Source organism: Streptomyces musisoli, assembly GCF_016741855.1.
GTDB classification, from domain to species: Bacteria; Actinomycetota; Actinomycetes; order Streptomycetales; family Streptomycetaceae; genus Streptomyces; species Streptomyces musisoli.
On the sequence record NZ_JAERRH010000012.1, the window covers coordinates 1 to 13093 of the forward strand.

General features: G+C 72.8%; 10 protein-coding genes. 6 read left to right on the top strand and 4 right to left on the bottom strand.

Features of this window, described 5'->3' with window-relative positions:
* From JK361_RS27235 to glgB, 3 genes are all read left to right on the top strand, one after another.
* On the top strand, positions 1-541 hold a 541-nt coding region (locus tag JK361_RS27235; RefSeq protein ID WP_201822657.1), incomplete at its 5' end, for an alpha-glucosidase C-terminal domain-containing protein.
* A gap of 179 nt (positions 542-720) precedes the next feature.
* A complete protein-coding gene (locus JK361_RS27240) occupies positions 721-2103 on the top strand; it encodes a maltokinase N-terminal cap-like domain-containing protein (protein ID WP_201822659.1) in 1383 nt (460 codons plus the stop codon).
* 27 nt (positions 2104-2130) lie between these two features.
* Positions 2131-4464 carry a 1,4-alpha-glucan branching enzyme gene (glgB, locus tag JK361_RS27245; protein ID WP_201822661.1) on the top strand — a complete coding sequence of 778 codons (2334 nt, stop codon included), beginning with the start codon at positions 2131-2133 and terminating at the stop codon, positions 4462-4464.
* A 197-nt stretch (positions 4465-4661) separates the two neighbouring features.
* Here the strand turns inward: glgB and JK361_RS27250 are convergent, their stop codons facing one another.
* Together JK361_RS27250 and JK361_RS27255 are read right to left on the bottom strand one after the other, a co-directional pair.
* The gene (locus tag JK361_RS27250; protein WP_201822663.1) at positions 4662-6896 is read right to left on the bottom strand and encodes a HelD family protein; all 2235 of its coding nucleotides are present in this window, start codon (positions 6894-6896) and stop codon (positions 4662-4664) included.
* 199 nt (positions 6897-7095) lie between these two features.
* On the bottom strand, positions 7096-7617 hold the full coding sequence (locus tag JK361_RS27255; protein WP_201822665.1) for an Lrp/AsnC family transcriptional regulator: 522 nt from the start codon (positions 7615-7617) through the stop codon (positions 7096-7098).
* Between the two features lie 45 nt (positions 7618-7662).
* On the opposite strand from JK361_RS27255, the gene JK361_RS27260 reads away from it, so the two are divergent.
* Complete coding sequence (locus JK361_RS27260; protein WP_201822667.1) at positions 7663-8574, top strand: NAD-dependent epimerase/dehydratase family protein; 912 nt, start codon at positions 7663-7665, stop codon at positions 8572-8574.
* A 1-nt stretch (position 8575) separates the two neighbouring features.
* Entirely contained in the window at positions 8576-9475 is a 900-nt protein-coding gene (locus tag JK361_RS27265; protein WP_201822669.1) for an aldo/keto reductase, read from the top strand.
* 88 nt (positions 9476-9563) lie between these two features.
* Here JK361_RS27265 and JK361_RS27270 read toward each other — a convergent pair whose 3' ends face one another.
* Both JK361_RS27270 and JK361_RS27275 read right to left on the bottom strand, forming a co-directional pair.
* Positions 9564-10328, bottom strand: coding sequence for a DUF2127 domain-containing protein (locus JK361_RS27270; protein WP_201822671.1), 765 nt, complete (start codon positions 10326-10328; stop codon positions 9564-9566).
* 106 nt (positions 10329-10434) lie between these two features.
* Positions 10435-12108, bottom strand: a complete 1674-nt coding sequence (locus JK361_RS27275) for an MFS transporter (RefSeq protein ID WP_201822673.1) — start codon at positions 12106-12108, stop codon at positions 10435-10437.
* A 136-nt stretch (positions 12109-12244) separates the two neighbouring features.
* Between JK361_RS27275 and JK361_RS27280 the strand changes: the two genes are divergently transcribed.
* Positions 12245-12859 (top strand): TetR/AcrR family transcriptional regulator, encoded by a 615-nt coding sequence (locus tag JK361_RS27280; RefSeq protein ID WP_201822675.1) that lies wholly within the window; start codon positions 12245-12247, stop codon positions 12857-12859.
* Positions 12860-13093: the final 234 nt, after the last annotated feature.

The window sequence follows — 13093 nt, forward strand, 5'->3', positions numbered from 1 at the left end:
TTACTACGGCGACGAGATCGGCATGGGCGACAACATCTGGCTCGGCGACCGCGACGCCGTGCGCACCCCCATGCAGTGGACACCCGACCGCAACGCGGGTTTCTCGTCCTGCGACCCGGGACGCCTGTACCTGCCCACCATCATGGACCCCGTCTACGGCTACCAGGTCACCAACGTCGAGGCGTCCATGTCCTCGCCGTCCAGCCTGCTGCACTGGACCCGCCGCATGATCGAGATCCGCAAGCAGAATCCTGCCTTCGGACTGGGGTCCTATACCGAGCTGCCGTCTTCCAACCCGGCGGTGCTCGCCTTCCTGCGCGAGGCCCCCATGCCGAAGGACGGAGGGGACGACCTCGTGCTGTGCGTGCACAACTTCTCCCGCTTCGCCCAGCCCACGGAACTGGACCTGAGCCGGTTCGGCGGGCGGCACCCCGTCGAGCTGTTCGGCGGGGTCCGGTTCCCTGCGATCGGCGAGCTGCCGTACCTGCTCACCCTCGCGGGCCACGGCTTCTACTGGTTCCGGCTGCGCCGCGACGCGTAGGCGCACCCCGGCACGGGCCGGTGCGGGCCTCGGCCGTCCGCACGGCCCGTTGTGGCGGGTCGCACGGTTCCCCGCGCCCTTCGGGGCGCTGCCGGGCGGGGCGACGGGGTTTCCGCCGCCCCGCCCGGGGCACGCAGAAGTGACACCCCCTCGCGCTCAGGGGAAAGGACGTGACGCCCATGGCGGAAACGGTCACCTCTTTCGGCACCTCCCCTCTCCTCGCCTCGCTCGACCCCTTGTTGCGCACGTGGCTGCCCCGGCAGCGCTGGTTCGCGGGCAAGGGACGCCCGGTCACCGGGTTCACCCCGGTGGCCGTCACCGAACTGCTGCCCGCCGACGGCCGGCTGGGCCTGTACCACCTGCTCCTGCGCGTCCACCAGCCCGACGCACCGGGTGCCCCGCCCCATCCGGGCGACTGCTACCAGCTCCTGATAGGCGTGCGCGAGGCGCTGCCGCCCCGGCTGGCGCCCGCGCTGATCGGACATGTCACCGAGGGCCCGCTCGCCGGCCGCACGGTGTACGAGGCCCTGCACGACCCCCGGCCGGCCGAGGTGCTCCTGGAGGCCCTGCGCACCCGGGCCGGGGTCGGGGTGCTGCGCTTCGAACGGGACCCCCGGCAGGAGATCCGGCCGGGCCTCGTGGCCCGGCTGATGACCGCCGAGCAGTCCAACTCGTCGGTGGTCTACGGAGATACGTTCATTCTGAAGCTGCTGCGCCGGGTCGCGCCCGGCGTCAACCCCGACCTGGAGATACCCCTCGCCCTGGCCCGGGAGGGCTGCCCCCGGGTGCCCGCGCCGACGGGCTGGCTGCGCGCCGAGCCGGCCGGGGAGCCGTACGTGCTCGCCGTGCTCCAGCCCTATGTGAACGGGGCGAGCGACGGCTGGGAGCTTGCACTGCGCGAACTGGCCAAGGGCGAGGACTTCGCCGCCGAGGCCCGCGCGCTGGGCCGGGCCACCGCCGAGGTGCACACCGCCCTCGCCCGCGCCCTGCCGACGGTCACCCTCGGCCACACCCAGCTGCAGCTGCTGGTCGACGGCATGACCGAGCGGCTGGCGGCGGCCGTGCAGGCGGTGCCGGCGCTGCGGCCGTACGAACGCGGGCTGGGCTCGGCCTACTCGGCGCTGGCCTCCCTGGCCGCCGAGGGCCGCACCTGGACCGCCCAGCGGATCCACGGCGATCTGCACCTGGGGCAGTGCCTGCGCTCGCCGTCCGGGGACTGGTCGCTGATCGACTTCGAGGGCGAGCCGGCCCGGCCGGCGGCCGAGCGGCGCATGCCGCAGCCGCCGGTGCGGGACGTCGCCGGGATGCTCCGTTCCTTCGACTACGCGGCCCACTCGGCGAACCCGCCCGCCCCGGACTGGGCACACGCCTGCCGGGCCGCCTACTGCTCCGGCTACGCGGAGGCGTCCGGCCGCGACCCGCGCACCGATCCGGTGCTGCTGCGGGCCTACGAGACCGACAAGGCGGTCTACGAGGTCGTCTACGAGGCCCGGCACCGCCCGGACTGGCTCCCCGTACCGCTGTCGGCGATCCGTCGCCTCGCCGCGTCCGACCCGACCTGACCCGATCCTCGCCCGGGAGACTCGCTCGTGACGTCCAAGAAGCCAGCCGCCAGGAACAAGTCAGGCAAGACGAAGGCCGAGAAGAGGACGGCCGAGAAGAAGCCGAGGGAGGCGCGGGAGGCGCGGGCCGCGCAGGTGCCACCGCAGCCGGCGCCGCCCGGCCTGGAGGTCGCCGTCTCCCCCGCCGTCGGCGCCGCCGACCGCGAACGGCTGCTGCACGGCACCCACCACGATCCGCACTCCGTCCTCGGCGCGCATCCGGTGCCCGGCGGGGTCGCCTTCCGCGCGTTCCGCCCGTACGCCGAGGCCGTCTCCGTGGTCTCCGGCGATCTGCGGGCCGAACTGCACGACGACGGCGACGGCTTCTTCTCCGGGCTGCTCCCGCTCACCGAGATCCCCGGGTACCGGCTGCTCGTGACGTACGGGGGCACGGTCCACGAGACCGAGGACGCCTATCGCTTCCTGCCCACCCTCGGCGAGCTGGACCTGCATCTGATCGGCGAGGGCCGGCACGAGCAGCTGTGGCAGGCGCTGGGCGCGCACGTCACCACCCGCCAGGGCGTGACCGGCACCCGGTTCGCGGTGTGGGCGCCGAACGCGCGGGGCGTCCGGGTCACCGGGGGTTTCAACTTCTGGGACGGTTCCGGGTTCCCGATGCGCTCGCTCGGCTCCACCGGGGTCTGGGAGCTGTTCGTGCCGGGGATCGGCGAGGGCGAGCTGTACAAGTTCGAGATCACCCGGCCGGACGGCTCGCGCACCCTGCGCGCCGACCCGCTGGCCCGGCGTACCGAGGTCCCGCCCGCCACCTCCTCGGTCGTGCACGCCTCGCACCACGAGTGGGGCGACGCGGACTGGCTGGCCGCCCGCGGGAACACCCCCGTCCACGCGGCTCCCTTCTCCGTCTACGAGGTGCACCTGCCCTCCTGGCGCCCGGGCCTGACCTATCGCATGCTCGCCGAGCAACTGCCGGCGTACGTACAGGAGATGGGCTTCACGCATGTCGAGCTGATGCCGGTCGCCGAGCACCCCTTCGGCGGCTCGTGGGGGTACCAGGTCACCGGGTTCTACGCCCCGACGGCCCGCCTCGGCACCCCCGACGACTTCAAGTACCTGGTGGACCGGCTGCACCAGGCCGGCATCGGGGTGCTGATGGACTGGGTGCCGGCGCACTTCCCGCGGGACGAGTGGGCGCTGGCGGAGTTCGACGGGCGCCCGCTGTACGAGCACCAGGACCCGCTGCGGGCCGCCCACCCCGACTGGGGCACGCTGGAGTTCGACTTCGGCCGGCGCGAGGTGCGCAACTTCCTGGTGGCGAACGCCGTGTACTGGTGCGAGGAGTTCCACATCGACGGGCTCCGCGTCGACGCCGTCGCGTCCATGCTCTACCTGGACTACTCGCGTGAACCGGGTCAGTGGACGCCGAACGAGCAGGGGGGCCGCGAGAACCTGGACGCGGTGGCCTTTCTCCAGGAGATGAACGCCACCGTGTACCGGCGCTGCCCGGGCGTGGTGACCATCGCCGAGGAGTCCACCGCCTGGGACGGCGTCACCCGCCCCACCCATCACGAGGGCCCGAGCGGCTTCGGCGGGCTCGGCTTCGGCCTGAAGTGGAACATGGGCTGGATGCACGACTCGCTCCAGTACATGAGCCACGACCCCGTGCACCGCAAGTACCACCACGGGGAGATGACGTTCTCGATGGTGTACGCCTACAGCGAGAACTACGTCCTGCCCATCTCCCACGACGAGGTGGTCCACGGCAAGCGGTCCCTGGTGTCGAAGATGCCCGGCGACTGGTGGCAGCAGCGCGCGAACCACCGCGCCTACCTGGCCTGGATGTGGGCCCACCCCGGCAAGCAACTGCTCTTCATGGGACAGGAGTTCGCCCAGGGCGCCGAGTGGTCCGAGGCGCACGGCCCCGACTGGTGGCTGCTGGATCCGTCGTACGGCGCCGAGGCGGACCACCGTGGCGTACGGGACCTCGTACGGGACCTCAACGCGCTGTACCGCGCGACCCCGTCCCTGTGGCAGCTGGACACCGACCCGGCGGGCTTCGGGTGGATCACCGGGGACGCCGCCGACGACAACGTCCTCGCCTTCCTGCGCCACGACGCCGACGGCACCCCGCTGCTCGCCGTCTGCCATCTGGCGCCGGTGGTCCGCCACGACTACCGGATCGGGGTGCCGGAGGAGGTGCCGGCCTGGGTGGAGGCGCTGAACACGGACGCGGCCCGCTACGGCGGCAGCGACGTCGTCCACCCGGACGTCGTCAAGCCCGAGCCACAGCCCTGGCACGGCCGCCCGGCGAGCATCCGGCTCACCTTGCCACCCCTGACGACGATGTGGCTGCGCCCGGCCTGAGGAGTGGAAGGCGGCCGCGGGCGGCGTGCCGCCCCGGGCCTCCGTGACACGCCTCGACACCGGGACCGTGGACGGCGTGCCGCCCCGGGCCTCCGTCAGACGCCTCGATCCGGCCTTGGGCCGTGACGGGTGCCGTGCACCGGCCGCCTACGCACGCGGCGGCCGGTGCACGGACCGTCACGCCTCGGCGCCCCGGCTCACCCGGCCTCGGCGGCCAGCGCCTTCGGCGGTTCCTCCGTGTACAGCACCCCCAGCCGCTGGGTGGCCCGGGTGAGGGCGACGTACAGGTCGCTCGTGCCGTAGCGGGCCGGCTCCACCACCAGGACGGAGTCGAACTCCAGGCCCTTGGACTGCCGGGGGTCGAGCAGGACGACGGACCGGGTGAGGTCGGGCTCGGCGCCCGCCGTGACCCCGTCCAGCCGGGCGGCCAGCGAGCGGTGCAGGTCGCGCGGGGCGATCACCGCCAGGCGGCCCTCGGCCGGGGTGAGTTCGGCGACCGCCTTGGCGACGGCGCCCGGCAGGTCGTCGGCGGCCCGCCGCACCCAGGGCCGTTCCCCGGTCGAGCGGACCGAGCTGGGCGGTGCGAAGTCCGGGTTCTCGGCGCGGACCACGGCTGCCGCCAGGTCCATGATCTCGGCCGGGGTCCGGTAGTTGACGCCGAGCCGGGTGTGCTCCCAGCGGTCCTCGACATAGGGGGCGAGGATGTCGGCCCAGGAGCCGACGCCGGCCGCCTCGGCCGTCTGGGCGGGGTCGCCGACGAGGGTCATCGAGCGGGTCGGGCTGCGCCGCATCAGCAGCCGCCAGGCCATCGGCGACAGCTCCTGCGCCTCGTCCACGATGATGTGCCCGAACGCCCAGGTGCGGTCGGCCGCGGCCCGCTCGGCGGCGCTGCGGTGGTCCGCCTCCTCCTGCCGCTCGGCGAACCGCTCGGCGTCGATGATGTCGTGCGCCGACAGGACCTCGGAGGACTCGGGGTCGTCGTCCTCCTTGTCCTCGAACTCGTAGGTGCGGGAGGCGTAGGAGACGTCGAGGACGCCCTGTGCGTAGGCGACCTGGGTCTCCCGCTCGCGCTCCGCCCGGGCCCTGGCCGGCCGGTCGTCCTCGCCGAGGAGTTCGGCCGCCTCGTCCAGCAGCGGGACGTCGGCGACGGTCCAGGAGCGGGTCACCGGGCGGCGGATCGCGTCGGCGTCCGCGGGCGGGAGGTATCCGTCCGGCTCGGCGAGGAAGTCGGCGACGAGCCGCTGCGGGGTGATCCGGGGCCACAGCTGGTCGATGGCGTCCCAGACCTCGGGGTTCTCGGCGATCTCGTCGCGGATCTGGGTGATGTCGGAGGCGTCGAGCAGGCTGCTGCCGTCGTAGGGGTCGGTGCCCACGCGTTCGGCGTACAGCTCGGTGAGCGTGTTGAGGATGTGCCCCTCGAAGTACTCGCGGGCCACGTTGTGCGGCAGCCTGGCCGCGCGGGTGCGCTCGCGGGCGACGCTCACCAGGCCGTCGTCCAGCATGAGCACCTCGCGGTCGTGCTCGATCGCGAGGACCGGGTCGGGCAGGGCCTGCCGGTCGCGTACGACGGCGGCGAGCACGTCGGCCATCCGGGCGCCGCCCTTGACGGCGGCGGCCGCGGGGGTGTCGGCCGCGGTGGCCTTCACGCCCGGGAACAGCTCGCCGACGGTGGCCAGCAGCACCCCGGTCTCGCCGAGGGAGGGCAGCACCTCGCCGATGTAGCCGAGGAAGGCGGGGTTGGGGCCGACGACGAGCACCGCCCGGCGGGCCAGCAGCTCCCTGTACTCGTACAGCAGATAGGCCGCGCGGTGCAGGGCGACCGCGGTCTTGCCGGTGCCGGGGCCGCCCTCGACGACCAGCACCCCGCGGTGGGGCGCCCGGATGATCTCGTCCTGCGCGGCCTGGATGGTCTGCACGATGTCGCTCATCCGGCCGGTGCGCGCCGAGTTCAGCGCGGCCAGCAGGACGGCGTCGGCGTTGTGGTCCTCGTGGCCGGTGCGGGTGGCGTCGCCGAGGTCCAGGATCTCGTCGTGCAGGGAGGTGACGGTCCGGCCCTCGGTGGCGATGTGCCGGCGGCGGCGCAGCCCCATCGGGGTGTGGCCGGTGGCCAGGTAGAAGGGGCGGGCGACGTCGGCCCGCCAGTCGATGAGGACCGGTGTGTGCTCGGCGTCGTTCTCGCGCAGCCCGATCCGGCCGATGTGGTGCTTGGTGCCCTCGGCGAGGTCGATCCGGCCGAAGCACAGCGAGCCGTCCACGGCGTTCAGCGCGGCGAGCAGCCCGGAGCGCTCGGCGACCAGGATGTCCCGCTCCAGCCGGGCCTGCATGGGCTTGTCGCCCTGGGCGAGCGCGTCCGCGACGGAGGTTTCGGTCTCGCCGCGCAGCACGTCGACGCGCGCGTACAGTCCGTCGATGAATTCCTGCTCGTCGCGCAATTCATCGTCCGGAAATTCACTGTTCGACAGATCCGCGTTTGACAATTCCGCTCCCGCCCGCATATACTGTGGTCACTGAACTTCTCCGCGACTCGGGCATTCGATCGAACGAATTCAAGTCGCGAACCATTGAATATACGCACAGAAATCCCCCGGACGCAATTGTCCGAGGGATTTTTCGTATGTGCGCGGGCCGGTGTCAGGGCGACCCGGGTGGCAGCAGCGGTTTGCGGCGGACCGGCGAGGACAGGACGACCGAGGTCGTCGTGCGGCCCAGCGCCGAGGTCTGCTCCAGGATCTCCTCCAGGTGCACGGTGCCGGTGACGGCGACCTTGAGGATCCAGCAGTCCTCGCCGACCACGTGGTGCACCTCGACGATCTCCGGGCGGGCCAGCAGCTCCAGGGTCCGCGGGTGCTTGAGGGTGTAGCCGCCGTGCGGGTTCACCCGGATGAAGGCCTGGATGCCGTAGCCGAGCCGGGCGGGCACGACCTGGGCGCCGTACCCCTCGACCACCCCGGCCGCCTCCAGCCGGCGCACCCGCTCGGCGACGGCCGCCGGGCTCAGGCTGACCCGCCGGCCCAGCTCGCTGAGCCTGATCCGCCCGTCGGTCTGCAGCAGCCGCAGGATGTCCCGGTCCACCCCGTCGAAGGCCACCGACGTTTCGTTGGCGGCGGCGCGAGTCTGCCGTGGTTCCTTCGGTACGGCGGCCGTATCTCCCATGTCTCCCCCTTCAGAGCGTGGCGTCGGATCCGGAGAATTATGATCATGACAAAGGCACGTGAGGTACTGGTCATCGGTGGCAACCGCTACTTCGGCAGACGGCTGATCGCGCGGTCGCTCGCGGCCGGAGACCGGGTCACGGTCCTCAACCGGGGGTCGTCGCCCCCGCCACCGGGAGCACTCGCCCTGAGGGCCGACCGGAACGACGAGCGGGCCCTGACCGGGGCGCTCGGCGGGCGGACCTTCGACGTCGTCGTCGACCAGGTCTGTTACACCCCGCGCCAGGCCGAGATCGCCCGCCGGGTCTTCGCGGGCCGCACCGGGCGCTATGTGATGACCTCGACGGTGGAGGTGTACGCGCACCTGGACTCCCCGACGCCGGTCCCGGAGAGCGCGGTCGACCCCCGTGCCGTCGCCGTGGACACCACGCTGCCCTGGGACGACCCGGTGTTCCTGGAGGAGCACTACGGCGAGGGCAAGCGGCAGGCGGAGGCGGTCCTCGCGGCCGCCCCCGACCTTCCGTGCGCATCCGTCCGGGTGGCCCATGTGCTCGGCGGCGCCGACGACTTCACCGGCCGCCTCGCCCACTACGCCGAGCGGCTGCGCACCGGCACCCCCGTCGCCGTGCCGCCCGTGCCGCACCCCGCGACCTACATCCACGTCGAGGAGATCGCCGGCTTCCTGCTCTGGGCGGCCGGCGAGGGCTTCACCGGGCCGGTCAACGCGGCCTCCCACGGCGAGCTGACGGTCGGGGAACTGTGCGCCGCGGTGGCCGCCCGCCTCGGTACGGGCGAGCCGGTGTACGAGGTGACGGAAGCCGCGGAGGTCTCCCCCTTCGCCTTCCGCCGGCACTACGCCATGGACAACTCCCGGGCCGCCCGGCTCGGATTCGCCTTCGGCGACGTACGGCAGTGGCTGGCACAGGCCGTCGCCGAGACCCTGGGAAAGGACGCCTGACGTGCGACAGCGCCACCTGGGCGAGCTGACGGCCGGAGCGATCGGCCTCGGGGCCATGCCGCTGTCGATCGAGGGCCGGCCCGACGAGGCGCGGGCCCTGGCCACCGTGCACGCGGCGCTGGACGCGGGCGTCACCCTGCTCGACACCGCCGACTCCTACCACCTGCCGGGTCAGGACCCGGGCCACAACGAACGTCTCCTCGCCCGCGCCCTCGCGACGTACGGCGGCGGCACCGACGGGGTGCTGGTGGCCACCAAGGGCGGCCGGGGACGGCCCGCCGACGGCAGCTGGACGGTGACGGGCGCCCCCGCCCGTCTCAAGGCGGCCGCCGAGGCCTCGCTGCGGCGGCTCGGCGTCGAGGCGATCGGCCTCTACCAGCTGCACAAACCCGACCCGGCCGTCCCCTTCGAGGACTCCGTCGGCGCGCTGCGCGAACTGCTCGACGAGGGCAAGATCCGCCTGGCGGGCCTGTCCAACGTGGACGCGGACCAGATCCGCCGGGCCCGCGCGATCCTCGGCGACCGGCTGGTCTCCGTCCAGAACCGCTACTCCCCCGAGACCCGGGACAGCGATCCGGAGCTGCGGCTGTGTGCCGAGCTGGGGCTGGCGTTCATGCCCTGGAGCCCGCTCGGCGGGATCTCGCGCAGCTCGCTGGACGGGCCGTCGGGCCGGGCGGCCGACGCGCGGTACGCGGCCTTCCACGAGGTCGCGCGCGAACGCGGGGTGAGCCCGCAGCAGGTCTGCCTGGCCTGGCTGCTGTCCCTCTCCCCGACCGTGCTCCCCATCCCCGGGGCGAGCCGGCCGGAGACGATCCGGGACTCGGCGGGGGCGGCCGAACTGCTGCTGACGGCCGGGGAACGGGCGCGACTGCCCCGGGCCGCGCTCCCCGGCCCGGTCTGACCCGGCCCGCTCCGGGCCGCTCCGGGCTGACCCGTTTCGGATCCGGCCGGACCCGTTTCGGATCCGGCCGGATCCGAAACGGAAGCCACTAGACCATCACGCCCGCCGACTCCTCCACCTCCATCAGCGAGGCGCTGTGCCGTTCCTCCTCGAACTTCCGGCGCCCGCCGCGCAGTCCGAACAGCCTCTTGGTCAGGGCGATGTACAGGACCGCGAGGATGTTGAGGACCAGTGTGGCGATCTTCAGCCAGCTGATGTGCTCGGTCAGCTCGTAGATCTCCAGCGGGAGGAAGGCGGCCGTCGCGACCACCGTCAGATATTCCGCCCAGCGCTTGGCGTACCAGAGGCCGACCGCCTCGATGATCTCTATCAGCGCGTAGGCCAGCAGCAGCGCGGCCACCAGCAGCAGCGTGGAGTGCTTGTAGCCGAAGGCCTTCTGGACGGAGCCGACGACCGGCGAGTGGTCCAGGTCGTAGTGGAAGTGCCGGAACACCGGACGGAAGACGTCCAGGTACTCGTCGAACAGTCGGCGCACGGCGTCCTGGCTGTTGCTGAACTTCCACACCGCGGCCGCGACCAGCACGATGAACACCCCGCGCACGGCCCGCTCGACGGCGAGGAAACGCAGCACGAACAGGTCCCGCAGCACCTTGCCGCGCGGCACCAGCGGCGCGTCGGCGGCCGGTCCCGAGCCGCGCGCCTCGCCGAGCACGAAGTCTCCGCAGCGCAGGCACCGCCAGACGTCCCCGAGCGCGGTCTGTGCGTGCAGCCTGATCCGCAGCCGGGGGTCGTCGGGCGCGTAGGTCACATGCCCCTTCCGCGCGCAGGTCCGCCGGTCCCAGTCGATCTTCATCCCCCGTGCCTTCCGTACAGGTGCTGCCACATATGACGACGCCACACACCAACGTGCCGTTCCGGTCGTCCGGCACGGCACGTTAGTCGACGCGGGTCGGGTGAGGTCACACGGCTGCGCTCTCCACCGGCTTCTTCTCCTCTTCCTTCACTTCCGGCGCGGGGGACTCGTGGCGCGGCAGCAGGACGGCCACCAGGACCGTGCCGACGCCGAGCACCACCGCACCGACCAGACTGGTGTGGGCGACCGCGTCGGAGAAGGCGGAGCCCACCGCGTCGGCCATCTGCCGGGCACCGGCCGCCAGTTCGCCGGCCTGCTGCTTGAGCTGCGCGGCCTGCTGCGGGTCGCTCGCCTGCTGGGCCTGCGCGGCGGCCTGGTGCGCCTTCTCGCCGATGCCCTGCGCGACGGCGTACCCGGCGCCGACCGAGTCCTGCGCGGTGTCCAGGGCACTGGCCGGAAGCTTGCTGCCGGCGGTGGCGTCGGAGAGGTGGTCGCCGTACGAGGTGGCGAGCAGCGAGCCGAGGATGGCGATGCCGAGCGAGCCGCCCAGCTCCAGCGAGGTGTCGTTGACGGCGCCGCCGACGCCCAGCTCGGACTCCGGGAACGCGCCCATGATGGCGTCGGTGCACGGCGAGAGGGCGAGACCGATGGCGAGGCCCAGGATGATCAGCGGCGCCACGAAGTCGCCGTAGCCGGAGCCCGCGTCCACCCGGGTGAGCAGGGCGAGGGCGGCCGTGCCGCCGACCATGCCGGCGCTGACGGTCCACTTCATGCCGACGCGCGGGGTGAGCCAGCCGGTCAGGGCCGAGCCGACGAAGACGGCGCCGGCGAGCGGCAGCATGCGCACACCCGTCTCCAGGGCGTCGTAGCCGAGGACGAACTGGAGGTGCTGGGTGAGGTAGTAGAAGGCGCCGAAGACGGCGAGGAAGAACAGGGCGACGGCGAGGTTGGAGCCAGCGAACCGGCGGCCGGCGAAGCGGCGCACGTCCAGGATCGGACGCGGGTGGCGCAGCTCCCACAGGACGAAGGCGACCAGGCCGACACCCGCGGTGACCGCAGCGCCGATCGCCTTGGCGTTCCAGCCGAAGTGCGGGCCCTCGATGATCATGTAGACGAGCGCGCCGGTCCAGATCACCGACAGCAGGCCGCCGACGTAGTCGATGCGGTCGTGGTGGCCGGCCCGGGACGGCGGTACGAGGACGAAGGCGGCGGCGATCGCGACGAGGGCGATGGGCACGTTGATCAGGAAGGTCGAGGACCAGCCGTGGTCGCGCAGCAGGGCGCCGGCGACCACTGGTCCGGCGGCGATGGCGAGCCCGGCGGTGGCGGTCCACAGGGTGATGGCCTTGGCGCGCTCGGCGCGCGGGAAGGTCGCGGCGAGCAGGGAGAGCGTGGCCGGCATGATCAGTGCCGCGCCGACGCCCATCACGGCGCGGGCGGCGATCACGGTCGCCGCGCTGTCGGCGAGGTAGCCGAAGACGGCACCCGAGCCGAAGACGACGAGCCCGAGGACGAGCGCCCCGCGCCGGCTGTACTTGTCGCCGATCGCGCCGAGCAGCAGCATCAGTGCCGCGTACGGGACGGTGTAGCCGTCGATCACCCACTGGAGATCGGCGCTGGAGAGGTCCAGGTCCTGCGTCATGTCGGGGGCCGCGACCGTGAGGGCGGTGTTCGCCATCACGATGATCAGCAGACTGAGGCAGAGCACCAGCAGCGCCCACCAGCGCCGGGCGTAGGGGCGCTCCATCCTCTCGACCGGTTCGGTCATGACGAGTCGCATGGCAGGGTCGCCTTCCTCGGGTACGCGACGGGATTTGCACAATGGCGTGCAATTGCACAACCATGTGCAATGTACGTCGTTGCACAGCACTGTGCAAGTCGAGTGGGTCGCTCCAGGGAGGGTCCGGGGAGGCACAATGGCCGCCATGACCACGGGTAACACCAGCCGCGCCGACGCCAACCGGCGCCGCATCCTCGACGTCGCCCTCGCCGAACTGCTGCGCGATCCCGACGCGTCCATGGACCAGATCGCGCGCGCCGCGGGGGTCGTACGACGGACGGTCTACGGCCACTTCCCCAGCCGGGAGACGCTGATCAGCACCCTGGTGGACGGGGCCGTGGAGGCGCTGGCGGGCGCGGACGCGCGCGCCCGCGCCGGCGTCGGCGACCCGGCGGAGGCGGTGGCCCGCTCGGTGCTCGCCCTGTGGCCGGTCGCCGACCGCTACCGGCTGCTGATCGCCCTCGCCCAGCGCACGGTCACCGTGCAGGGCATCCGCGAACGCCTCGCACCGCTGCGCGAGAACAAGGTCAGGCTGCTCCAGCGCGGCCTGGACGAGGGCGTGTTCAGTTCCCCGCTGCCCGCGCCGGCCCTCGCCTACGTGCACGAGCAGATGCTGTTCGCGGTGATGGAGGCGGTGAACGACGGCCTGGTGGCAGCGCAGGAGGCGGGCCGCTCCGCCACGGTCGCCGTCCTGACCGCGGCGGGCGTACCCGCCTCACGGGCCACCGAGCTGGTGGCCGAGGTGTCGTGACGAACGAAGACGCCGGACCGGCAAGCCGGCGGCCGGGGCGCCGTGACACACAGAAGCCGGACCACCGATCCGGTGGCCGGGGTGCCACGACGAACGGAGAAGCCGGACCGCCGTGGCCGGGGTGTCCTGACGAACGGAGAAGCCGGACCGCCGAGCCGGTGGCCGGGGTGCCGTACACACGACGGAGCCGGGCGACCGAGATGGAAAGACTCGGCCGCCCGGCGGCGGTACCGG